Source organism: Geobacillus sp. PLS 41, from assembly GCF_056494105.1.
In genome coordinates this window covers 3,135,919-3,158,013 of the sequence record NZ_CM151395.1, presented here as the reverse complement: position 1 = coordinate 3,158,013, position 22,095 = coordinate 3,135,919, and the positions used below count along the sequence as shown (strand labels likewise).

Annotated in this window: 19 protein-coding genes, 1 pseudogene and 1 riboswitch; of the genes and pseudogenes, 13 read left to right on the top strand and 7 right to left on the bottom strand. The window is 46.1% G+C overall.

The window, feature by feature from the left end:
* Nucleotides 1-18 precede the first annotated feature (18 nt).
* Nucleotides 19-111, top strand: a complete 93-nt coding sequence (locus ACVX3G_RS15795) for a capping complex subunit for YIEGIA (protein ID WP_394606835.1) — start codon at nucleotides 19-21, stop codon at nucleotides 109-111.
* A 286-nt stretch (nucleotides 112-397) separates the two neighbouring features.
* Here the strand turns inward: ACVX3G_RS15795 and ACVX3G_RS15790 are convergent, their stop codons facing one another.
* Nucleotides 398-1,363, bottom strand: a complete 966-nt coding sequence (locus ACVX3G_RS15790; RefSeq protein ID WP_014195223.1) for a multicopper oxidase family protein — start codon at nucleotides 1,361-1,363, stop codon at nucleotides 398-400.
* Nucleotides 1,364-1,598: 235 nt separating this feature from the next.
* Between ACVX3G_RS15790 and ACVX3G_RS15785 the strand changes: the two genes are divergently transcribed.
* The 3 genes from ACVX3G_RS15785 (at nucleotide 1,599) to ACVX3G_RS15775 (ending at nucleotide 3,579) form a co-directional block, all read left to right on the top strand.
* Nucleotides 1,599-2,534, top strand: coding sequence for a cupredoxin domain-containing protein (locus ACVX3G_RS15785; RefSeq protein WP_020279695.1), 936 nt, complete (start codon nucleotides 1,599-1,601; stop codon nucleotides 2,532-2,534).
* A gap of 353 nt (nucleotides 2,535-2,887) precedes the next feature.
* Nucleotides 2,888-3,016 (top strand): hypothetical protein, encoded by a 129-nt coding sequence (locus ACVX3G_RS15780; RefSeq protein ID WP_011230394.1) that lies wholly within the window; start codon nucleotides 2,888-2,890, stop codon nucleotides 3,014-3,016.
* Nucleotides 3,017-3,078: 62 nt separating this feature from the next.
* Nucleotides 3,079-3,579 carry a QcrA and Rieske domain-containing protein gene (locus tag ACVX3G_RS15775; RefSeq protein ID WP_021321438.1) on the top strand — a complete coding sequence of 167 codons (501 nt, stop codon included), beginning with the start codon at nucleotides 3,079-3,081 and terminating at the stop codon, nucleotides 3,577-3,579.
* A gap of 60 nt (nucleotides 3,580-3,639) precedes the next feature.
* Here ACVX3G_RS15775 and ACVX3G_RS15770 read toward each other — a convergent pair whose 3' ends face one another.
* Complete coding sequence (locus ACVX3G_RS15770) at nucleotides 3,640-4,710, bottom strand: YncE family protein (RefSeq protein ID WP_014195226.1); 1,071 nt, start codon at nucleotides 4,708-4,710, stop codon at nucleotides 3,640-3,642.
* A 205-nt stretch (nucleotides 4,711-4,915) separates the two neighbouring features.
* On the opposite strand from ACVX3G_RS15770, the gene ACVX3G_RS15765 reads away from it, so the two are divergent.
* The 3 genes from ACVX3G_RS15765 to ACVX3G_RS15755 all read left to right on the top strand — a co-directional run bounded on the left by ACVX3G_RS15765 (nucleotide 4,916) and on the right by ACVX3G_RS15755 (nucleotide 8,101).
* Nucleotides 4,916-5,887 carry a F510_1955 family glycosylhydrolase gene (locus tag ACVX3G_RS15765; RefSeq protein WP_014195227.1) on the top strand — a complete coding sequence of 324 codons (972 nt, stop codon included), beginning with the start codon at nucleotides 4,916-4,918 and terminating at the stop codon, nucleotides 5,885-5,887.
* Nucleotides 5,888-5,996: 109 nt separating this feature from the next.
* A complete protein-coding gene (locus ACVX3G_RS15760; RefSeq protein ID WP_014195228.1) occupies nucleotides 5,997-6,725 on the top strand; it encodes an urease accessory protein UreH domain-containing protein in 729 nt (242 codons plus the stop codon).
* A 137-nt stretch (nucleotides 6,726-6,862) separates the two neighbouring features.
* Nucleotides 6,863-8,101, top strand: a complete 1,239-nt coding sequence (locus ACVX3G_RS15755; RefSeq protein ID WP_021321435.1) for a TlpA disulfide reductase family protein — start codon at nucleotides 6,863-6,865, stop codon at nucleotides 8,099-8,101.
* Nucleotides 8,102-8,175: 74 nt separating this feature from the next.
* On the opposite strand, the pseudogene ACVX3G_RS15750 reads toward ACVX3G_RS15755, so the two are convergent.
* Nucleotides 8,176-8,496 (bottom strand): annotated as a pseudogene (locus ACVX3G_RS15750) (urease accessory protein UreH domain-containing protein); the annotation flags it as partial.
* Between the two features lie 137 nt (nucleotides 8,497-8,633).
* On the opposite strand from ACVX3G_RS15750, the gene ACVX3G_RS15745 reads away from it, so the two are divergent.
* The 3 genes from ACVX3G_RS15745 to copZ are packed head-to-tail and all read left to right on the top strand — an operon-like array spanning nucleotide 8,634 to nucleotide 11,584.
* Nucleotides 8,634-8,945 carry a metal-sensing transcriptional repressor gene (locus tag ACVX3G_RS15745; RefSeq protein ID WP_011230402.1) on the top strand — a complete coding sequence of 104 codons (312 nt, stop codon included), beginning with the start codon at nucleotides 8,634-8,636 and terminating at the stop codon, nucleotides 8,943-8,945.
* 17 nt (nucleotides 8,946-8,962) lie between these two features.
* Nucleotides 8,963-11,359 (top strand): heavy metal translocating P-type ATPase, encoded by a 2,397-nt coding sequence (locus ACVX3G_RS15740; protein WP_021321432.1) that lies wholly within the window; start codon nucleotides 8,963-8,965, stop codon nucleotides 11,357-11,359.
* Between the two features lie 21 nt (nucleotides 11,360-11,380).
* Nucleotides 11,381-11,584 carry a copper chaperone CopZ gene (copZ, locus tag ACVX3G_RS15735; RefSeq protein ID WP_011230404.1) on the top strand — a complete coding sequence of 68 codons (204 nt, stop codon included), beginning with the start codon at nucleotides 11,381-11,383 and terminating at the stop codon, nucleotides 11,582-11,584.
* Between the two features lie 195 nt (nucleotides 11,585-11,779).
* Here copZ and ACVX3G_RS15730 read toward each other — a convergent pair whose 3' ends face one another.
* Together ACVX3G_RS15730 and ACVX3G_RS15725 are read right to left on the bottom strand one after the other, a co-directional pair.
* Nucleotides 11,780-13,366, bottom strand: coding sequence for a multicopper oxidase family protein (locus ACVX3G_RS15730; RefSeq protein WP_011230405.1), 1,587 nt, complete (start codon nucleotides 13,364-13,366; stop codon nucleotides 11,780-11,782).
* A gap of 129 nt (nucleotides 13,367-13,495) precedes the next feature.
* Nucleotides 13,496-14,386 (bottom strand): C39 family peptidase, encoded by an 891-nt coding sequence (locus tag ACVX3G_RS15725; RefSeq protein WP_013146009.1) that lies wholly within the window; start codon nucleotides 14,384-14,386, stop codon nucleotides 13,496-13,498.
* Between the two features lie 286 nt (nucleotides 14,387-14,672).
* Between ACVX3G_RS15725 and asnB the strand changes: the two genes are divergently transcribed.
* The 3 genes from asnB to ACVX3G_RS15710 all read left to right on the top strand — a co-directional run bounded on the left by asnB (nucleotide 14,673) and on the right by ACVX3G_RS15710 (nucleotide 20,504).
* The gene (asnB, locus tag ACVX3G_RS15720) at nucleotides 14,673-16,580 is read left to right on the top strand and encodes an asparagine synthase (glutamine-hydrolyzing) (RefSeq protein WP_025039079.1); all 1,908 of its coding nucleotides are present in this window, start codon (nucleotides 14,673-14,675) and stop codon (nucleotides 16,578-16,580) included.
* A 201-nt stretch (nucleotides 16,581-16,781) separates the two neighbouring features.
* Nucleotides 16,782-16,977, top strand: a riboswitch (cobalamin riboswitch).
* Nucleotides 16,978-17,106: 129 nt separating this feature from the next.
* A complete protein-coding gene (locus tag ACVX3G_RS15715; RefSeq protein ID WP_021321429.1) occupies nucleotides 17,107-19,389 on the top strand; it encodes a ribonucleoside-diphosphate reductase subunit alpha in 2,283 nt (760 codons plus the stop codon).
* Between the two features lie 74 nt (nucleotides 19,390-19,463).
* A complete protein-coding gene (locus ACVX3G_RS15710) occupies nucleotides 19,464-20,504 on the top strand; it encodes a ribonucleotide-diphosphate reductase subunit beta (RefSeq protein WP_025039080.1) in 1,041 nt (346 codons plus the stop codon).
* Nucleotides 20,505-20,964: 460 nt separating this feature from the next.
* On the opposite strand, the gene ACVX3G_RS15705 is transcribed toward ACVX3G_RS15710, so the two are convergent.
* Both ACVX3G_RS15705 and ACVX3G_RS15700 read right to left on the bottom strand, forming a co-directional pair.
* Nucleotides 20,965-21,501 (bottom strand): HD domain-containing protein, encoded by a 537-nt coding sequence (locus ACVX3G_RS15705; protein ID WP_011230414.1) that lies wholly within the window; start codon nucleotides 21,499-21,501, stop codon nucleotides 20,965-20,967.
* Nucleotides 21,502-21,630: 129 nt separating this feature from the next.
* Nucleotides 21,631-21,984, bottom strand: a complete 354-nt coding sequence (locus ACVX3G_RS15700) for a 2Fe-2S iron-sulfur cluster-binding protein (RefSeq protein WP_011230415.1) — start codon at nucleotides 21,982-21,984, stop codon at nucleotides 21,631-21,633.
* Between the last annotated feature and the right edge of the window lie 111 nt (nucleotides 21,985-22,095).

Here is a 22,095-nt window from a genome sequence, read left to right as displayed (position 1 = left end):
AAATTATTGTAATGAAAAATGCTCATCTACAGTTATATAGATATTGCAAAAGCGATGAAAGCGGATGTTGTTCAAATGAAAAATGGAGATTATCTTGTGATTCGCGTATAGGTGAATCACCGTGGTTTATCTTTTATTCGTTGATCCTTGCTGAGAACTTCAGCATTTGTTTTCATATCTAGAAGGCCGGTGAAAAACAGCTGTCACGAGCAAATCAACGGCATTGTGCCAAAAAAAGAAGGCTGATTCCACAAGTTTTATCTAATTGAGAAACAGATGGAGATAGCAGTATTTTGTACTAAATCACCAGGCTTCCGGAAGATTTTAGTAATTAAACTGGGCGTCAAAAATAGAGCGGAGAAAAACGGCGGCAGTGCCGTTTTTCTTGAATGACCGTTTATTTGGCGTAGCGAATCACCGTAAGCATGCCGCCCATTCCCTCCATTGCATGTGCGTTCGTTGTATGGTGAGGTTTATGACAGTGAAAGACCCAATTTCCCGGATTGTTGGCCAAAAATTCGATGTTCCATGTTTCTCCTGGCGCTACATTAATCGTGTTTCGTTTTAATCTTGCCATCATAGGAATCGGATTTCCGTCAACCGCGGTGACACTAAACTCATGCCCGTGAAAATGCATCGGATGAGAATCCATACTTAAATTGCCAAGGCGAATACGGACGCGCTCGCCATATCGGACAAATAAAGGAGCGGTATCAGGATAGGCTTTGCCGTTAATTGTGAAAAAATTAAACATCATTGACATTGGATCGATGTCATATATATTTGAAGCCGATCGTTTGGAAGGGTGATCATTCATTGGATGGCTGCTAGTTTGCTGACGCATCTCCATCTGCACAGCCCACTCTTGAAGCAACAGAACATAATCGCGGTCCACAGGTTCTTCGTATATGCCGCGCGAAATAAGCATGCCTGCTAATCCCATTAACTCTTGTTTTGCATCATGGACATGGCTGTGGTACATAAACGTTCCTGACTGTTGGATGCGAAATTCATACGTAAAACTTTCCCCCGGTTGGATAATCGGGCTGCCCCCAGGGCCGGGTACGCCGTCCATTCGGTTGGAAACAATTAATCCGTGCCAATGGACGGATGTCGCTTCTGGCAAACGGTTTTCGACTGTAATTTGAACATAGTCCCCTTGATTGACAAGAATCGTCGGCCCGGGAATACTTCCGTTGTATCCATACCCGCGGATTTTAATTCCGTTTACCAACTCATGCACGACCGGTTCCGCCCGCAAGTGAAATTGTTTTACCCCGTTTTTGAGAACCCGAAATGGCGCATCTTTTACATTGGGCGTGATAATAAGCGTTTGAGGATTTCCTGGCAAGTAACCATGCATTCCATCTTCCCCCTTTAGAGAAGGTATCACAATTTCATCATATGCTGCGGCATGTGTGGATAGTCGTTTTATGAACAGAATACATGCAGGTGTAATACAAAAAGCTGTAATCGGATGACACGCCCTCTGTTTTCGTTCAAACTCAGCCGGTATGTTCACTGACATGGACTAACCTGTTATTTGCACACATATATGTGTACAAATAAACATTTGCAGGAGGGATCATCCGTTGCCGATGTTATTCACTGGGGGAATCGTGGCGGTTTTGTCTTTCATTGTGATTGCTTTCATCTTTATCAAAAGGAAGAAAATCACATGCATGGCTGGAATGATGGCGGCGATGGCGTTAGGAATGTTGGTTGGGCTGACAGGCGGCCTGCTGGCTGGGATTTCTTACAACGGCAATCTCTTTTTGTCAACCATTTTAGGAATGGCTTTCGGGTTTTTAGCTGGATTTTTAGCTGGGATGCCGATTAGCATCATGGCCATCATCGACGGTGTTTTATCAGGAGTCATGGGCGGCATGATGGGAGCGATGTTAGGAGAAATGATTGCGCCTGAATATCGGGATTCTACGGTTCACATCATGCTTGTTCTATTTGTTGGAATGGCTTGTATTGTTCTATACATGCTTCAACAAGAAACGGGTTTTAACCGTGCGTTTTTGATAAATAAACTATTCCATAACCCGCTATGGTTAGCAATCGTCCTTCCGCTGTTTTTCTATTTGTATAACCATTTATATAATGAATTTTCTCGATCTTCTAATCTTCCGATAACGAATCCGCCTATGAACCATTTTATGGAGGACCACAACCAAACTGCATCTCCGTTAAGCATCGAAACAAAGGGGAAAAAGGTAGTGGTTGAAGCGACTGAATTTTATTACTTTCCTGAGAGTTTGCAACTGACTGTAGGACAGCCTGTTACCTTAATTCTGAAAAATAGCGGTCAAATGGAACACGATATCGAATTCGAAAATATGAAGATTTTGTTACAACAGAATGACCATGGAAACCATGCAGAAAATGCGGACATTCATGTTCATTCCTTGCCGGGGAAAACAGCCGAGGTGACGTTCATACCAATCGAAAGCGGTGTGTTTCGATTTTATTGTACGGTTCCAGGGCATAAAGAATCTGGTATGGTTGGATTTGCGAAAGTTTCATAAGATGATGGCTGCCCAGACCTTCTCGGCATTTGTTTTGACCAATAGAAGGCGTGGCGACCAAAAGGGAAATGAACTTTTGTGAAAGCCTTGACAAATATTTGTAGTTTTTTATCAATATTTTCTCCACACTTTTTCTCTATTCTGAAAGTAAAGCAAAAGGGGAGATGATGAAAACGTTGTGGATCAATTTTGGGCTGCATCAAGTGTGAATGGGAGTATTGGCAAATGCTAAAGATGCGGAAAAGGGTGCTTGGAGTTCCAATTAGATTTTTCATTCAAGTCAGGCGAAATTATGACATAAATGGTTAGCGATAGGTGAGAATTATTTTTAGATCATGCAGGAGGTGATGAGGATGATGAGCGGGATGATGAGTGGCTGGGGGATGATGGGGTTTGGCATTCTCGGCTGGTTTCTTAATTTGCTTGCCATTGGATTGGTAGTGTATTTTGCAGTAAAACTCGCATTGCGCGATAAACGCTGATCGATTCGCCTCTTATTTCACGCACCTCCCTACTATTAGAGGAGGCAAGGAGGGGAAATCTTATGTTGAATCGACGAGAGTTTCTTAGCAGGTCGTTAAAGGGGGCGGCTGGACTGCTGGCTGTTTCGGTATTGCCTGCAGGACTGGCTGCCTGCAGCAACGATAAGAAAACGGTCAATACAAGTTCAATGGCCAATCTCGGTCCTCTAAGCGAATTAGAAAAGGGAGAATTCCCTAAAAAGGTGCCGTATAAAGTCACCATAAAAGATGCATGGACCAAACAGGAAAGGGAAGGGTTTGTCTACATTAACAAAAATGAAGATGGTTCTTTACTCATTATGTCCCCGATTTGCACCCATCTAGGGTGTACCGTTGGAGATGCTGAGGAGAACATGCAGAAAACAGGCATCCGCTTTTTATGTCCGTGCCACGCGGGGCAATATGACGAATACGGTATCAATGTAGGGGGGCCACCGCCAAGACCGTTAGATACATTTGACGCTTATATTCAAGATGGCAATGTGTATATTGCCGTACTGAGCCCGAGGAAAAGGGAAAAATGAAAATCCGTTATTCCGCAGAAAAAACAGCAGGCTGGAACGTCCAACCTGCTGCTTTTTCCTTTACGGCATGATGCTGATCCCGTTGGGCATTTCGCCTACTTGAACCGTTTGGATTGCTTTGTTTTGTTCTTGATCAATGACGCTCACGGTGTTGTCGAACATATTCGTAACGAAAACATACTTGCCATCCGGGCTTGTGACGACCCCATGCGCTCCGTTTCCTGTTTCAATTGTGGCCACGACTTGTTTCGTTTTTAAGTTTATCTTGCTTACAGAATGAGAGGGCGCCTCTTTCGTCCCTTGATTGGCGACATAAGCAAACGTATCGTCAGGGGACACGTACACTTGGGCTGGCCCTTGCCCGACAGGGACTTTTTCCACTTTCCCGCTTGTTACGTCAACAATGGCCAAGGCATTTTCGGTATTCAACGTTACGACTAACGTTTTGCCGTCCGAAGTAATGCCGGTTGTGACAGGGATGGATCCGACTGTGATTTTCTTTTCTTCTTTCATTGTTTGCAAGTTGAGAACACTGACGCTGTCTTCCCCCATGTTGGCGACGTACGCGTATTGGCTGTCTTTGGAAATGCGAAGCCCGTGCGGGCCTTTTCCGGTTGGAATGGTTTCAATGACTGAATAGCTCGCCAGATCAATAACGGAAACGTTATTGTCTTCATTATTGGTCACAAGGGCGTATTTGCCGTTTTCAGTAAACACGATATGGGCGGGATGGTGCCCCACTTCCACTTTTTTGATTAATTCATTCGTTTCCGTATCATAAAACAACGCCATTCCTTTCATATCCATCGACTGATCATGCCCGTGGTGCATGGCCGGAACTAACGTAGCGCCGAGAATAGCTCCGTCGGGAGAAACTTGGACGTTATGGACCGCGCCGTCGACTTTGATCGTTCCGACCACTTTGTTTGTTCTCGCATCAATTTTTGAAATGCTTCCGCCCTCGTTGGCAGTAAAGTAGAATTTGTTCGTTTCTTGTGTTTGTTCAAGGGCGGCTGGCTGCCCATTTTTCTCTGGTTCGGTTTTGTCTTGAGGGGAATTGGCTGCGCACCCCCCGAGAACAAACGCCAACATCGCCAATAACGATAACCATACAATCGCGGTTTTGCGCATGAGCGGTTTCCTCCTTTTGCTTTAGGTTGAGTCTACCGACATGATAGTGGCAAATGGGGGAGGTTGCTGTGATTAATTTCACAATAGCAATAAAATATCTTCAAATCGTTACAGTTTATTGAAATCCATACATTCTGCAAATTTATCCGATAAAGTATAAAAGTATGCAACGATTTACACTATGCATGAAGGGGAATGAACATCTATGACAAAAATGAAGAAAGTCATCATCATCACATCCGCTCTTCTTCTAAGCGCCTGTTCATCATCCAACGAAAAAGAACAGGCTTTTATTACGAGCAAAGAACAGTCAAAATCGAATGTATCTGTTACCAATAATCCTTTCTTTAAAGAAAAAAAGGAAGGGAAGATCGAACATTTGCATGGGGTTGGTTATGCAGGCAATCAAAATGCGGTTTACTTTGCTACTCATGAAGGGTTGCTCGTTTACCAAGACAATAAGTGGTATGAAACGGTTTCCAATAAACATGATTATATGGGCTTTTCAGCTACGGACGACGGCTTTTATTCATCGGGACATCCTGAAGAAGGTTCATCGTTAGGAAATCCACTTGGTCTTGTGAAAAGTTTTGATAATGGACAAACATTAATGAATTTAGGATTTTATAAACAGTCCGATTTCCATTATATGACGGTTGGTTATAAAAGCCATACCATCTATGTGGTGAATCAAGAAGAAAATGAAACGCTCGGACGAGGGGTATTTTACAGCAAAGATGACGGCAAAACGTGGTCGCCAAGTCAATTGAATGGCCTGCCGCAAACGGCAGCGAGAACGATTGTGGCTCACCCAACGGATGAAAATATGGTCGGGATTAGTACAGCCGAGGGAGTTTTCATTTCGAGAGATAACGGGAATACGTTTGAACGGTTTACGAGAAAAATTGATACGACGACATTTATGTTTCAAGAAAAGTCGGTTGTATTTGCAGCTGTAGAGAATGATCAGTCTATACTCATCAAACAATCATTAGACACAAAACACGAAGAAGTTCTTGCTGTTCCGCCATTGGATGAAAAAGATCATATCATGTATATAACTTCTAATCCAGCAAACGACAAAGAAATTGTGATCGTTACAATGAACGGGGATATTTTTATGACAAAAAATAACGGTGGAAGTTGGACAAAACTAGCATCAGAAGGGGAAATATAGGGACATGCGGGCGCATGTCTTTTTGTTTGCCTAAAAATATATCGCTCCATAATTTTTGCAAAATTCACTGCTACAATATAAGTAACGGATGGAGAGGGTGAGAAGAAGAGTGTATTCATTCCTAAGCCAAATCAGCAACCTGCTGAGCCAGCCGTTTCTGAATATGGCCAACAGCACAACAGCGCTTCCTGTTTTGTCAGCGTTTCTTCTTGGCATCGTCGGAGCGATGGCTCCGTGCCAGCTGACTAGCAACTTAGGAGCAATCACGTTGTACAGCAACCAATCTCTGCAAAAGGGGATCGCTTGGAAAGAACTGCTTTTATTTATTTTCGGAAAGGTCATCGCTTTTTCCGGGTTAGGCTTGATCGTCTGGTTGATGGGGAAGGAGATTCAAAGTACACTGACACTATACTTTCCATGGTTAAGAAAGCTGATTGGCCCGATTCTTGTTCTCGTAGGCTTGTATTTGTTAGGGCTTTTTAAAATGTATTGGAATGTCACTTTGTTCAGAGTGCCGAAGGGATGGGCAAAAGGAAAAATCGGTTCGTTTTTCATGGGATTTGGCTTTTCGTTGGCTTTTTGTCCAACGATGTTTGTTCTATTTTTTGTTACTCTAATGCCTCTCGTATACTCAACGTCTTATGGAGTGTTGTTGCCGAGCGTCTTTGCCGTCGGAACTTCTGTACCGGTTATTTTCTTCATCCTCATCCTTTGGTACTTAGGATTGAGCGGTGCTGTCATGAAAAAAGGAAGACGGGTAGGGAAGCTCATTCAGCAAACCGCTGGAATTGTGATGGTATTGCTTGGCGTGTTAGATACCATCACTTATTGGTTTTAAAGAAGATGATGCAGTAACAATGTTTGGAAGAACGTTTCAAGATGGTTAGGGTGATGTAGTTATAGTTGTATTTTTTTCGTCGCAAAGAAGAATCCTTTCTAATACCGATAGAAATATGAATTTTGGGGGAATGTATATTGCAATTCGGCAATATAGTCGTTCAGGGCGAAAATCTTTTGCTTATCAGCGGCTTATTGATAAGTTATGTCATGTTTTATTATGGTATTAAAGTATTAAAAATAGAGCGAAATATCATGGATTTAATTTTGAACAGTTTTATTAACGGTGTACTTATTTGGAAATTTAGTTATGTCGTTTTACATCCGAATTCAGTTTTACAAAATCCGATGACAATCCTTTATTTTAATGGGGGATATGTTGGCATTAGTATGGCGATTGTTTTTATCACGGTCTATACTTGGCTATACGTAAAAAAGCAGAATATTCCTGTGGCTTCTTATACGCGGGCAATGGTTCCAGTATATTTTGGCTATTTTAGCACTTTTGCATGGATCCGAGTAATGGAAAATTCCCAAAATTATTTCATCATTTTGCAAGCAATAGTAGCGATTTGTTTTTTTATAGTAGCATCACGAGTCAAAACTCAAAAAACTTTATTGCAACTTCTGATATGGTTCCATCTCATTCAATTCGAACTAGCCCTGTATAAAAAATATGTTGTAAATACAGTAATCATATCAAAAGAAGTATGGTTGTACGGCTCTCTCGTTATCGTTTTTATATGTATTTCATATTGGTTAGAGAGGCGAGAAAGAGAAGCGGCTCTTGAGGATAGGAACAAAGGACGGGGAAATGTAATCAATCAACTCGCTTTAGGTGTGATGGTGGTAAGTATTGCTGTATCTTCTATTTTTAACAGTCAACAGGAAGCGGGAAAGGTCAAATCAAAATCAGTTCTATCTACTTCATTGGATTGGGGAAAAATCGGCACGAATAAAGGAGAGGTTGCTCCGGATTTTGAATTACTTTCAATTACAGGGGATAAAATAAAATTGTCTGATTTGCGTGGAAAAACAGTGATATTGAATTTTTGGGCTACTTGGTGTCCGCCTTGCAGAGCTGAAATGCCGGAAATGCAAAAGTTCTACGAAAACAATAAAGATAGCAATGTAGAAATTTTGGCAGTCAACTTGACGAATAGCGAAAGAGGTTCTAATGCGGTGAGCGATTTTGTGGAAGCGAAAGGGATCACATTTAAAGTTGTGCTTGATGAGCAAGGAGACATTGGAAATCTATATGGTGCAATAACGATTCCTACCTCGTATATCATTGATAAAAATGGAGTTATCAGAAATAAATATGTAGGTCCTATGTCTTATGAAACGATGGATCGCATGATTTCAGGAATTCAATAAAAGGTAAATGATGGTTCCCACTGAGTGGAAGTGACAGGAATTGTGACTATCCACTCAGGGGGATGTTTTTGATATTAAAAACCTGTGAATCCTCCAAACAAATCGGTAAAAAAGATGATAATTTTTGTCATCCAATCAAGAAACAGCATAATTCCCATGATAACCATCAGAATTCCCCCGACTCTGACGATGACAGTGTTATATTTTTTTATCCAATTTAACTTGCCGATAAAAAACGACATGATGAAAAAAGGTGCGGCAAACCCTAATACATAGGCGAACATATATAACATGGCTGCACTCGGTTTGGTAGCCGCCAACGCGATCACTGATACAAGAATTGGACCTGTGCAGGGAGTCCAGCCCGCAGCGAATCCTATGCCAATTAAAATTGTGAATTTTTTGTGGAAAGCGGGCTTTTTCCTGCGCAGGTATTGATTACGGTTTTGTGGTGAACATGATTTGTAGAGGGTATCTCTGTTGCGTTTTATACCCATTACCGGTATAATGTAATTAAAAGAGGTGATGTTTGATGAACCATTATGAAGATCATAATATGGATAAAAAAATGGTTCCACGAACGGAACAGGAAATCGAAAGCATCATCAAGCGCTTGAAGCGCATCGAAGGACAAGTGCGCGGTGTGCAAAAAATGGTGGAGGACAATCGTTATTGTATTGATATTTTAGTGCAAATTTCAGCGATCACGGCAGCGTTAAATAAAGTAGGATTGAACTTGTTAGAACGTCATGTCAGCCATTGTGTGTCTAAAGCGATCCGCGAAGGAAGTGGAGAAGAATCCATTCGCGAATTAATGGATGTCATTAAACAGTTCTCAAAGTGAAAGGAGTGGGAAGCATTATGAGTGAACAAAAGCATGTCACACTTAGAGTGACCGGCATGACATGTGCCGCGTGCGCCAATCGGATTGAGAAAGTATTAAATAAGATGGATGGCGTAGAAGCCAATGTCAATTTGGCAATGGAAAAAGCAACGATTAAATATGATCCATCGAAGCAAAATATAGCCGATATCGAAATGAAAATTGAGAATTTGGGGTATGGCGTTGCGACAGAAAAAGTGACGCTTGATATTGAAGGAATGACATGTGCGGCCTGTGCGACACGGATTGAAAAAGGGTTGAATCGGATGGAAGGTGTGACAAGCGCTGCTGTCAACTTGGCGACAAACAGCGCGGTGGTTGAATACAAGGAGGGTGTTGCATCTGTCGAAGACATTTTAGAGAAAATCAAAAAGCTTGGGTATAAGGGGCAAATTCGAAACGAAGAACAAGACGATGCTGGCCGGAAAGAAGAGCGGTTGAAACAAAAACAACGGCAACTTGCCATTTCCATCATCTTATCGTTGCCGCTGCTTTATACGATGCTTGCCCATATGCCGTTTGATATAGGCTTGCCGATGCCGCATCTGCTGATGAATCCGTGGTTCCAGCTTCTTTTAGCTACACCGGTTCAGTTCTACATCGGCGGTCCCTTCTATGTCGGGGCGTACCGGGCGTTACGAAATAAGAGCGCAAACATGGACGTTCTCATAGCGCTTGGAACATCGGCTGCGTACTTTTACAGCTTGTATGAAGCTTTTCGGACGCTTGGGAATCCTGACTATATGCCGAGGCTGTATTTTGAAACGAGCGCCGTCTTGATTACGCTTGTGCTTGTCGGCAAATACTTTGAAGCGCTTGCGAAAGGGCGGACAACCGAAGCAATCTCGAAGTTGGTCAGCCTGCAGGCGAAGGAAGCGACCGTCATTCGGAATGGGGAAGAAATGAAAGTTCCGCTGGAGGAAGTGGTGATCGGCGATACGATCCTTGTCAAGCCAGGAGAAAAAATTCCGGTAGACGGTACAGTCATCTCCGGCGCTTCTTCCGTAGACGAATCGATGATTACCGGTGAATCGATCCCGGTTGATAAGAAGGAAGGCGACTATGTGATCGGGGCGACGATGAATACGAATGGCGTACTGACCATTCGTGCCGAAAAAGTCGGAAAAGATACCGCGCTGGCCAATATCATTAAAATCGTTGAAGAGGCGCAAGGGTCGAAAGCCCCGATTCAGCGGATGGCGGATACCATTTCCGGCATTTTCGTACCGATTGTTGTCGGAATTGCGGTTGTTTCCTTTCTAATCTGGTACTTCTTCGTTGCGCCGGGTGATTTGGCGAAAGCGCTTGAGGCGGCCATCGCCGTTCTTGTCATCGCGTGCCCTTGTGCGCTCGGTTTGGCCACACCGACATCGATTATGGTCGGCACCGGCAAAGGGGCAGAACAAGGAATTCTCTTTAAAGGAGGTGAGTACCTAGAGAGAACGCATCAAATCAATGCCGTATTACTCGATAAAACAGGAACCGTGACAAAAGGAAAACCGGAAGTCACCGATGTGCTAGCCTTCCGCGAGGACATGCTCGATTATGCGGTTTCCGCCGAGAGCGCTTCGGAGCATCCGCTGGCTCATGCGATTGTTGAATACGGGAAGAAACAAGCGATTTCGATGAAGCCATTGGAGCACTTCTCCGCCATTACCGGCCACGGAATTGAAGCGGTCATTGACGGAAAAAGCATCCTTATTGGGACGCGAAAATTGATGAAGGAGCGCTCTGTAGCGATTTCTGTGCATGAAGATAAAATGGTAGAGCTTGAAAAACAAGGGAAAACAGTGATGCTCGTTGCCATCGATGGACAGCTTGCCGGCATCATTGCTGTCGCGGATACGGTAAAAGAAAGCTCCAAAGAAGCAATTCAAACATTAAAACAAATGGGCATCGATGTCTATATGGCAACAGGGGACAATCAACGGACAGCGGAAGCGATCGCCAATGAAGTCGGCATTGAGCATGTGTACGCCGAGGTGCTCCCGGAAGACAAAGCGAACATCGTCGAGGAATTGCAAAAGCAAGGAAAACGTGTGGCGATGGTCGGTGATGGAATTAATGACGCTCCAGCTCTGGCCAAAGCGGATATTGGGATGGCGATTGGCACGGGAGCTGATGTCGCCATCGAGACCGCGGACGTGACCTTGGTCGGCGGCGATTTGCGCCATATCCCGAAAGCCATTGAGTTGAGCCGCCAAACGATGAAAAACATTCGGCAAAATCTGTTCTGGGCGTTGTTTTATAATACGATTGGCATTCCGGTCGCCGCTTTCGGATTATTAGAACCATGGATCGCTGGAGCGGCGATGGCATTCAGCTCTGTGTCGGTTGTCGCCAACGCGCTTCGTTTGAAACGCGTGAAACTATAAACATTCAAGGAGGAATGGACGATGACCATTACATTACAAGTACAAGGAATGACATGCGGACATTGCAAAGCAGCGGTGACCAATGCCCTTCAAGCGTTGGATGGCGTCAGCCGTGTAGAAGTGCATTTGCAAGAAGGAACTGTCGATGTGGAGTATGATGAAACAAAGGTCAGCGTAGAAAAACTGAAAGAAGCGATTGAAGAGCAAGGATATGATGTGAAATAACATACGGAAGGTGCCCCGAAGTGATGACGGGGCACTTTTTTATCTAGAACGTAGCGGGTCTCGGCTGGGGAAAGTTTTTTCTCTTCTTGAAGAATATCGAGAAAGCGAGATGTTATAATGAAAGTAACAGGCGCGGAAAAAAAGAGGGACTGACCCAAAACGCATTTGTGTTTTGGGTCAGCCCCTTCAGCTTTTTTATTCACCTTTATTGGTTGTGTCATTCGGATCTGGAGTATAGTCCGATTTGTAGTCGGTATATTTGACTTCTGTCACCATTCCCGCTGAAGCATGGTGCAAGTCATGGCAATGGAACATCCAATTTCCCGGATTATCCGCTTTAAACGCGACGACATATTCTTCACCAGGGTTTACATTTAAGGAATCCTTTATCAATGGAGAGCCTGTGACCGGCTTGCCGTTTTTGCTTAACACTTGGAAGAAATGGCCGTGTAAATGCATCGGATGTACATCCATCGGCGAGTTGTTCACGATTTTTACTTTTACGAAATCTCCTGTCTTCACATGAATAGGCGCTGTGTCAGGATACGTTTTCCCATTAATCGTGAAAATCATGCCATTTTTGCCCATGGCCGTTCCTAAATCCATTGTATACTCTACATCATATTTTTGGTCTAACGTAAATGGACCTGTTTCATATTTTCCATATGTTGTCATATCCACGACAGGGAGGTTTTCTTTTGCATTTGCTTTGTCCGTATTGTTTGCTTGTCCTTCGTATTGAATTTTCACTTTCATGCCATCGGTGCCTTTCATATTGCCGTGGCATTCCAGCAGCCATTCACCCGGGTTATTGGCGATAAACTCAATGTCGTAGCGCTCACCCGGAGCGATATTCAACAGTTCATCTTTGATTGGTTGCGGGTTCTTTAACGGTTGGCCGTCCGTTGCGACAATTTTAAACTCATGTCCATGCAAATGAAGCTTGTGGGACATGTACCCTGCATTGATCAGACGAAGCCGCACTTTTTCGCCTTTTTTCACTTTTAACGGTTGGACAGCAGCCCCGCTTTTTCCGTTAATCGTGAAAATATCGTACATATTCATATTATGTCCCATGCTGTTCATATCCATTTGTTGATTATCAGAGCTATTTCCATTATTCATATTACTATGATCCATGCCGCTCATATTCATGTCCATATGGCTTTCGGCGTCCGGGTCGCTCATCCATTCATCTAATACAAGCGTGTAATCTCGATCGACTTTTTCTTCATTTTTCGGTTCTACGATTAATGTACCGTATAATCCCTTGTCCACTTGCTCGGCGCTTTTTTGATGGGAATGATACCAATACGTTCCCGGCACGGTTGCTGTAAATTCATACGTAAACGTTTCACCCGGTTTAATGGCGTCCATCGTGACACCCGGTACTCCATCTTGGTTATTTGGAACAGGGTAGCCGTGCCAGTGAATCGTTGTCGGTTCCGGCAATTCATTTTTTACTACGATTTTTACTTTGTCTCCTTGCTTCACGCGGATTTGTGCACCAGGCACGGATCCATTATACGTGTATACCGGGAGTTTGATTTGACCATTAATGGGTAATAACGCTTCCTTCGCAGTAAGGTGAATTTCTTTCCCGGATAATACTTCTGTATTGGTTGCTAAAGGCAATTGCTGCTTGCTCGTTTCAGCGGAAGTATTTTCTTTTTCCATATTCATGCCGGACATGTCGTGTCCCTGCATGGAAGATGGATTTGAGCAAGCTGCGCCAATCGCTGCTACTCCTGCGAAAATGGCGCCAAGCAGCCATTTTTTCATGTCGTTTTCCCTCCTTAAGCTTGTAGTGGGAGATGCAATGATATGATAAAAAATAGATGTGCAAAATGTATGGAGAAAATCGTTCAACTGAAATGTAAAAAAAGGCAAGCGATTCGGATTCACCGATGTCTAACGGTGGTAGGTAATCGCCTGCCGTCCCATTTGAACCCAAGCGTCGATAAAGTCTTGTTTCGGCGCTTTTTGGTTTTTGACAGCGGTCAATGGATCATTGAAATAAATGTACTGCTCATCGTATCCCGTAATGAGCACCGCGTGTTCCCGGTACGTGATTTTGATCGGGCCTTGCGGGGTTTGCCATTCCCGAAAGGCAGAGGGAGGAAGAGGACGAAAGGTGGTGTTGGTGATCACCCAAACCGGTGTGCCTTTGGCCAAGTATGTATAGATGTTCTCAAACGATTGCCCTGTTAAGTCGATGATTTGGTTAGGCAAGTACCGCTCAGCCAACTGCTTGATCGGCTTATGGTACACGCCGTATCCAGGCTTCGATAACGTATACATATCGCCGACAAACCCTTCATTTGGGTGGCCGTAAAACACTTGGCCATTTCGCACTTGATACGGAGTAGGATTTTTCTTGATTTGTTTCGCCAACGTCATCTTATCGACGCGAATGCCGGCATGATTCAAGAGCATGGCCAAGCTGGTTACTTCGCATCCCCTCGGCAGTTCCGGAAGCTGAGACAAAAGGGGGGCGTCAATCAGGACGGATGTCCTTAGCGCTTGTTTCTTTGAAGAGGCAACTGATCGATTCGCCTCCTTTGCTTGATTGCTGGGGGACGGATTGGTTTCTCTGCTGTTTCTGTTCTGTATGAAGGCTTTGATGGCATCGCCTGTCTGGGCCGAACTTGCATAATAGGATAATGAGGCGGCCAATAGCAAGAAACAGGAAATATACAATCCGAGCGACAGTTGATCCATCCTCCCGTTTAGAGGTCTTCTCAAGAGAACAAAACAAAGGGAAACGATGAGAAAAGTCAAAAAAAGGATAAACGCTAACAAGCCATTCTCAACTCCTTTATAACACGTGTGTGTTTTTATAGTAACAGATCGATGTGCAAAAATGGTGAAATTCACACTTTCTCCATATTTTATCGTTAATATTATGAGAAACTGAAAATCTTGCAAGCAGTTTTCCTGAAAAAATGGAAACAGATTGTTTTTGAAACTTGATGTTGTGTACGATAGAATGAAAGTGTCTTTGTATAAATCATTTTAGTTTTAAACAAAAAGGTTTTTGGTGTTGTTTTTGGATTCTTCTTAGCAAAGTGGGGGGACAATCATCGCCATGTGCGGTTTTATTGGCTGTATTCATGATCGCCCAAGAGCGATTGAGCAAACATGGAAAACAACGTTGGTGGAGATGAACCGCCTGATTACCCATCGCGGCCCCGACGATGAGGGGTATTTTTTTGATGACTACGTGAGTTTTGGTTTTCGGCGTTTGAGCATCATCGATCTGGAGGCGGGACATCAGCCGCTGTCTTATGAAAACGATCGATATTGGATCATTTTTAACGGGGAAATTTACAACTATCTTGAATTGCGGGAAGAGCTGGCGGCGAAAGGATATTCGTTTGCGACGCATTCGGATACCGAGGTGATTGTTGCCCTTTACAGCGCGGAAAAAGAAAAAGCGGTCGAAAAGCTGCGCGGGATGTTTGCGTTTGTCATTTGGGACAAGCAAGAGAAAACGGTGTTTGCGGCGCGGGATCCGTTCGGCATTAAGCCGTTTTTTTATGCGGAGCAAGGAGATCGCACGTTTTTCGCTTCGGAAAAGAAAAGCATCTTGCTGGCCCTCAGACAGGAATCGCCAAACGGTGATTCCCTGCAGCATTATTTAACATTCCAATATGTCCCTGAGCCGCTGACGATGTCGGCCGGCATTTACAAGCTGGAGCCGGGGCATTATCTCAAGAAAAAAGTCGGAAAACCGCTCACCATTCATCGTTATTGGAAGGCATCCTTCGAGCCCATTCGCCAATCGGAAGAGGAGCTTGTAAAGAAAATCCGCGATGCGCTGTTTGATTCGGTCAACGTCCATATGCGCAGCGATGTGCCGGTCGGTGCGTTTTTGTCGGGAGGCATTGATTCATCGTTCATCGTCGCCATCGCGAAACAATTCCATCCGCACCTGAAGACATTTTCCGTCGGGTTTGAGCGGGAAGGGTTCAGTGAAATCGATGTCGCAAAAGAAACCGCAGAGAAGCTTGGGGTAGACAACATTAGCTATGTCATCTCACCGCAGGAGTATATGGAAGAGCTGCCGAAAATTATGTGGCATATGGACGATCCGCTTGCCGATCCTGCGGCTGTGCCGCTGTATTTTGTCGCTCGTGAGGCGAGAAAGCATGTCACGGTTGTGCTTTCCGGCGAGGGGGCGGACGAGCTGTTTGGCGGCTACAACATTTACCGCGAACCAGAGTCGTTGCGGCTGTTTGCGCGCATGCCAAACATCGTAAAAGCGGTGTTGCGGGTGATCGCGAAGATGCTTCCGGACGGAATGAAAGGAAAAAGCTTTTTGGAGCGCGGCACGACGCCGCTTGAAGAACGGTATGTCGGCAATGCGAAAATCTATAGCGAAAAGGAAAAAGCGGCGTTGCTCAAAACGTACCAAGAGGGGCGCGAATATACGGCGGTGACGGCTCCTTTTTACCGCGAAACGCTTCATTACCCACCCGTCAACCGGATGCAGTATATTGATCTTCATACATGGCTAAGGGGCGATATTTTAGTCAAAGCGGACAAAATGACGATGGCCCATTCGCTTGAGCTGCGCGTTCCCTTTTTAGACAAAAAGGTATTTGAGGTTGCTATGCAAATCGCCCCTGACATGAAAACAGCCAACGGCACGACGAAATATATTTTGCGCAAAGCGGCCGAGGGCATCGTACCGGATCATGTGTTAAACCGGAAAAAATTAGGGTTTCCCGTGCCGATTCGCCACTGGCTGAAAAACGAAATGTATGACTGGGCGAGACAGCTCATCCACGAAAGCGAAACTGATCATCTGTTCCATAAGGACGTGCTCTATCGGCTGCTGGATGAACATGCCCGCCACAAGGCGGACCACAGCCGCAAGCTGTGGACGGTCTTGGCGTTTATGGTTTGGCATCAAGTGTATGTGGAAAAGAAGTACGATTTTGCTTCATCCGCACAAAGCGAGGAGCGGCCAGCGTCTGTTTTGGAGGCGTAGCAGGGAAACGACAGGGCGTTCTAAGGGCGACACCTAGAACGCCTTTTTCGATGGTGCGGACAGTTTCCTTGCCTTTGGCGAAGCGAAAGAGAAAATTTGCTTTCTCCCGCTCTTGCAATTTTCCCGGTTTTGGTATATGCTTGTTCCATCAGGATGCTAAACTACTATATATTGGTTTTGAGGTCTTTTTTTACAACTACATATTGTTCTGCTAAGCAACGGTGTCCATCAGGACTTAATAGGGAATCCGGTGTGAATCCGGAACTGCCCCCGCAACTGTATGTGCGGACGAAATGGGATGGCCACTGGCGGCAAGAGCCATTCAGCGCGCCGCTGGGAAGGACCCAAAGTAGGACGATGCACGAGTCAGGAGACCTGCCTTGCTTGGAACGTTTCATGTTCTTCGGGGTGTGAGAAGATGAAACGATAGGGGAAAAGAACAAGGGGTTCGTCTGCCTTTTTCCGTCTGTCGTTTCATCCGCTCGCCTGCCCGAGCGGATTTTTTTATGGAGGAGGGAAGAAACGAATGACCACATTGACGAAAACGGTCATCCTCGATGATCAAGGGAAGTCGGTTTCGTTTTCACGTGAAGAGTTTGCGGCGCTGATTGAGCAAGCCGCGGCTGGATTCGGCCGTCTGTCGCTTGATGAATACGTCGAGCGTGTTTGGCAGCTTCTTAGCCGAAAGGAGTCCGTCACGGTAGAACAGCTGCACCAAACGGCTATTTTGGAAGGACTTTCTTACATTGATGAAGAAGAGCCGGACTGGACGTTTGTGTGCGCCCGGCTGTATTTGCGGCAATTGTACCGTGAAGCGGCGCGGCAGCGCGGGTACGATGAACGCGAGCGGTATGGCGATTTCTACTCGCTGCTTGTTGCGCTGACGGAACAAGGGGTGTACAGTCCGTTCTTGCTTGAACGTTATACGAAAGAAGAAGTCGACGCCATCGGTGCGTTTCTTGATCCGGAGAAGGACAAGCTGTTTACGTACATTGGGCTGCGCACGCTCGCGGACCGGTATTTGGCGCGCGATTATGAGCGGCGGTTGTATGAATTGCCGCAGGAGCGGTTTTTGGTCATTGCCATGACGCTCATGGCGAATGAACCGCAAAAGCAGCGGCTTGCGCTCGTGAAGGAAGCGTATTGGGCGTTAAGCAACTTATACATGACCGTGGCGACGCCGACGCTTGCCAACGCTGGGAAGTCGTACGGCCAGCTCTCAAGCTGCTTTGTCGATACGGTCGATGACAGCTTGCAAGGAATTTATGACAGCAACACCGACATCGCCAATTTGTCGAAATCGGGCGGCGGCATCGGCGTCTATTTAGGCAAAATCCGTTCGCGCGGCAGCGACATTAAAGGGTTCAAAGGGGTCTCTTCCGGCGTCATCCCGTGGATGAAGCAGCTGAACAATACAGCGGTGAGCGTCGATCAACTGGGACAGCGAAAGGGAGCCATTTCCGTCTATTTGGATGTGTGGCATAAAGACATTTTTGCGTTTCTCGATGCGCGGCTCAACAACGGCGACGAACGGCTGCGGACGCATGATTTGTTCACCGGCGTTTGCATCCCTGATTTGTTCATGGAGCAAGTCGAACAGCGCGGCGACTGGTACTTGTTTGATCCGCATGAAGTGCGGAAGGTGATGGGGTTTAGCTTGGAAGATTTTTATGATGAGGAAAAAGGGAGCGGCAGCTTTCGGGAAAAATATTGGCAATGCGTCAACGAACCAAGGCTGTCGAAAGAAAAAGTGCCGGCGATCGACGTGATGAAAAGCATTATGCGCAGCCAGCTCGAGTCGGGGACGCCGTTTATGTTTTACCGCGATGAAGTGAACCGGCAAAATCCGAATCGCCATCTCGGGATGATCTACTGCAGCAACCTTTGCACGGAAATCGCGCAAAACCAAAGCCCGACAGTGACGAAGCGGCAATATGTGAAAGACGGGACGATCATCATTGAGAAAATCCCAGGCGATTTTGTCGTCTGCAACTTATCGTCGATCAACTTGGCGCGGGCGGTGACCGACGGCGTTTTGGCGCGGCTGATCCCGATTCAAATGCGGATGCTCGATAATGTCATTGATTTAAACAATATCCCTGTGCTGCAAGCCGGCCTGACGAATCAAAAATACCGCGCTGTCGGGCTTGGAACCTTTGGCTGGCATCATTTGTTGGCGTTAAAAGGCATTCGCTGGGAGTCGGACGAAGCGGTCCGCTATGCCGACGAGCTGTATGAAACGATCGCGTATTTGGCGATTCAAGCGAGCATGGAGCTCGCCAAAGAGAAAGGGAGCTACCCGGCGTTTCCAGGATCGGATTGGCAGACAGGCGCTTATTTTGAGCGGCGCGGCTACGAAAGCCACGGTGAATTGGATTGGGATCGGCTGAAGCAAGACGTGGCCCGCTATGGGATGCGAAACGGCTATGTGATGGCGGTGGCGCCGAACGCCTCGACGTCGATCATCGCCGGCAGTACAGCGAGCATTGACCCGATTTTCTTAAAAGTGTACGCCGAGGAAAAGAAAGATTATAAGATTCCCGTTACGGTGCCGGATTTAAACGAACAGACGACATGGTATTACAAATCGGCGTACCATATCGACCAGCGCTGGAGCATCAAGCAAAACGCCGCCCGCCAGCGCCATATCGACCAAGCCATCTCCTTTAACTTCTACGTCGTGAACACGATTAAGGCAAAAGAGCTGCTCGATTTGCATTTGACGGCGTGGAAGTCGGGGCTGAAAACGACGTATTACGTGCGTTCGACATCGGGGACGATCGACGAGTGCGATTCTTGCGCGAGCTGACGGTCTTCCCCCGGACGTTGCCGATTCCGGGGAAAGATTCACGCCGAAGCTTAGCTGAAAGGGAGGAATGGATCATGACAATCAGCTTAGTCAAACGGCCGATTATGGATCCAGAGGCGCCGAACCGTTCGACGGGCATCATCAACGGCCGCTGCTCGAATGTGTTGAACTGGGACGATATCGCCTACCCATGGGCGTATGCGAAATATAAGCGAATGCTCGCCAACTTTTGGACACCGTTTGAAATCAATATGGCCCAAGATGTGAAGCAGTTTCCGCAGCTGACCGACCGCGAGCAGGATGCGTTTTTGAAAATCATCGGTCTTTTAGCGCTGCTTGACAGCATCCAAACCGATTACGCCGGACGTGTGGCGGATTACATTACCGATCCAAGCATCAATGCCTTGATGATCATGCTTGCCCAGCAGGAAGTCATTCACAACCATTCGTATTCGTACGTGCTCTCGAGCCTTGTGCCGAAAGCGAAGCAAGATGAAGTATTCGATTTTTGGCGGAACGAACCGACGCTGCGCAAGCGGAACGATTTTGTGACGAACGGCTACAAGGCGTTTGCCGAAGAGCCGAATGTGGAAAACTTGTTGCGCTCGATCGTTTTTGACGTCATTTTAGAAGGACTGTTTTTCTACTCAGGGTTTGCGTTCTTCTACAACCTCGCGCGCCAGCAAAAAATGGTGGCGACGAGCACGATGATCAATTACATCAACCGCGACGAGCACATTCATGTTGATTTGTTTGCGAAAATTTTCAAAGAAGTGTTGAACGAATACCCGGAGTATCGGACGCCGGAGCTTTCCGATTTTGTCCGTGAAACGTTTACGAAAGCGGCTGAGCTGGAAATCGAATGGGCCGGGGAAATCATCGGGAATGACATCGATGGCATCGACTTGGCTGATTTGGAAGCGTACATTAAGTTTTACGCCAACGTCCGCGCTCATCAGCTCGGTTTTGACCGCCCGTTTGACGGCTATCGGACGAACCCGCTCCGCTGGATTAAAGCGTATGAAGAAGTCGACCTCGGCAAATCAGACTTCTTCGAGCAAAAACCGCGCCAATATACGAAAGTGCAAGTGGACAACGGATTTGATGAGTTATAAATGAGAGAAGCCACGTTTGACAACGGTCAGCGTGGCTTTTTTGTCAGGCAAGGCCGTTCGCCTTTTGCTTGACTTGCCGTTTTTTGACCTACATTTCGCACCCTGAATAAAAATTCAAAGTAAGCCTGATTTTAACGAATAAAAATTAGTTATTTTACAATATTTGGAAAAACATTTATTTTTATGTGAATATTGAGATTGTTTTTTGTATATTATGCAAAGGTTGCGAAATATGAGTTTTGAACGAACAGCAGCGGGCGTTTTAGCAGGACAGATGATGCCAAGCAGTCTTGAAATGTGAGCGAACGATGTATCATTCAATGGGGATGGGACTTGGTGTTGCTGGCGCGCACAGTAGCCCACCTGATTCAAGGGTGAGCTGCTTCCGTTCAGAGCAGACATGGTTTGTGGCGATATCTCGTTTCCTGTTTACGGGAAATGACGACATTAAAGCAACTGTTCAAATGATATCTCCGAGCCACTTTTGGGCGTGCTGACGGCTGACGAGTTCGTCGAGCTGGCGGATTTTTTTCCACGCTAAGTCGTCGCTGATCGTTCGATAATGGTGGCGGCCGCCGGGCTCCTCGTCGGCTTCGTCGGCCCATTTGACGATGGCTTGGAGCGGCGTTCGTTTCCATTCTCCTTCTGGAAGGTAGGAATCGGTATGAAGCAAAATCGCCAGGGCAATTTCCTTAGCGTTTTGCGGATGTTCGCCAAGGCGGATCAGCAGCTTATGGGCGCGTTCGGCCCCTTTGATGGCGTGGATGTCGTTTTGCCGGTATTGTTCGTAGTCCCAACGGCCGTTTTTGTACCATGTGTAATGGCCGATATCATGAAGCAGTGCGGCTTTTGTCGCCAAGTCGACGTTCACTCCGTGGCGGAGGGCAAGGTGGTAGGCATGGTACGCCGCGGTGATGGCATGGGCGAGGCCGGATCGTTTTAAATATTTTTGCGCAATCGGATGGGCAAAGACGTCGGTTAAGGTGACCGTTCTCATAGGCATCCCCTCCGTTTTTTGTATTTCTCATCATCATACCATGGCGTAAAGAGTCAGGCAATGAGAGAAAGTAGGTGGGAGCGGTTGCATGGGAAAAAATAAGCCGATCGTGCTAAAATAGCGCTCGGCTTATTGGATTTGTGCTTGGCAGGCAAGCCGTTTGGCTGGTTGATCCGTTTTTTCGCGCTCGCGCCGCGTTTTCGGAGCGAGAAGGTGAGCGCCGGCCAGAACGGTGACCATGCAACGGCCACACGTTCCTTTTTTGCATTTGTGATCGAGCAGAACACCTTGTCCTAGGGCGGCGTCAAGAAGCGAAACGCCGGGGGCTGGCTGCACGGTGAACGTTTTCCCTTTTTGTTCGATTTGAATGACAGACGGCCGCACGGCGGACGGCCCATCGGGCTTAGGCGGCGCGGCAGAAATGGAGCGCTCCGATGGCCGGACGGCAGGCTTCAGTGAGCCGACCGTGAATGTTTTACCCATTTTTTTACACATCTCCTTTAAATTACATGGTTAGTTTGAAAATGAATCTCATTTACATCCGAATGAATGATTGGTATCATAATAGTAAAAGGAATTGCGAAAACGCCATCT

What these genes read in the sequence shown, in the direction of transcription:
- ACVX3G_RS15795 (WP_394606835.1), top strand. Translation starts at nt 19, where the DNA reads ATGCTCATCTACAGTTATATAGATATTGCAAAAGCGATGAAAGCGGAT.
- ACVX3G_RS15790 (WP_014195223.1), bottom strand. Translation starts at nt 1,363, where the DNA reads ATGCATGGTTACTTGCCAGGAAATCCTCAAACGCTTATTATCACGCCC.
- ACVX3G_RS15785 (WP_020279695.1), top strand. Translation starts at nt 1,599, where the DNA reads ATGTTATTCACTGGGGGAATCGTGGCGGTTTTGTCTTTCATTGTGATT.
- ACVX3G_RS15780 (WP_011230394.1), top strand. Translation starts at nt 2,888, where the DNA reads ATGATGAGCGGGATGATGAGTGGCTGGGGGATGATGGGGTTTGGCATT.
- ACVX3G_RS15775 (WP_021321438.1), top strand. Translation starts at nt 3,079, where the DNA reads ATGTTGAATCGACGAGAGTTTCTTAGCAGGTCGTTAAAGGGGGCGGCT.
- ACVX3G_RS15770 (WP_014195226.1), bottom strand. Translation starts at nt 4,710, where the DNA reads ATGCGCAAAACCGCGATTGTATGGTTATCGTTATTGGCGATGTTGGCG.
- ACVX3G_RS15765 (WP_014195227.1), top strand. Translation starts at nt 4,916, where the DNA reads ATGACAAAAATGAAGAAAGTCATCATCATCACATCCGCTCTTCTTCTA.
- ACVX3G_RS15745 (WP_011230402.1), top strand. Translation starts at nt 8,634, where the DNA reads ATGAACCATTATGAAGATCATAATATGGATAAAAAAATGGTTCCACGA.
- ACVX3G_RS15740 (WP_021321432.1), top strand. Translation starts at nt 8,963, where the DNA reads ATGAGTGAACAAAAGCATGTCACACTTAGAGTGACCGGCATGACATGT.
- copZ (WP_011230404.1), top strand. Translation starts at nt 11,381, where the DNA reads ATGACCATTACATTACAAGTACAAGGAATGACATGCGGACATTGCAAA.
- ACVX3G_RS15730 (WP_011230405.1), bottom strand. Translation starts at nt 13,366, where the DNA reads ATGAAAAAATGGCTGCTTGGCGCCATTTTCGCAGGAGTAGCAGCGATT.
- asnB (WP_025039079.1), top strand. Translation starts at nt 14,673, where the DNA reads ATGTGCGGTTTTATTGGCTGTATTCATGATCGCCCAAGAGCGATTGAG.
- ACVX3G_RS15715 (WP_021321429.1), top strand. Translation starts at nt 17,107, where the DNA reads ATGACCACATTGACGAAAACGGTCATCCTCGATGATCAAGGGAAGTCG.
- ACVX3G_RS15710 (WP_025039080.1), top strand. Translation starts at nt 19,464, where the DNA reads ATGACAATCAGCTTAGTCAAACGGCCGATTATGGATCCAGAGGCGCCG.
- ACVX3G_RS15705 (WP_011230414.1), bottom strand. Translation starts at nt 21,501, where the DNA reads ATGAGAACGGTCACCTTAACCGACGTCTTTGCCCATCCGATTGCGCAA.
- ACVX3G_RS15700 (WP_011230415.1), bottom strand. Translation starts at nt 21,984, where the DNA reads ATGGGTAAAACATTCACGGTCGGCTCACTGAAGCCTGCCGTCCGGCCA.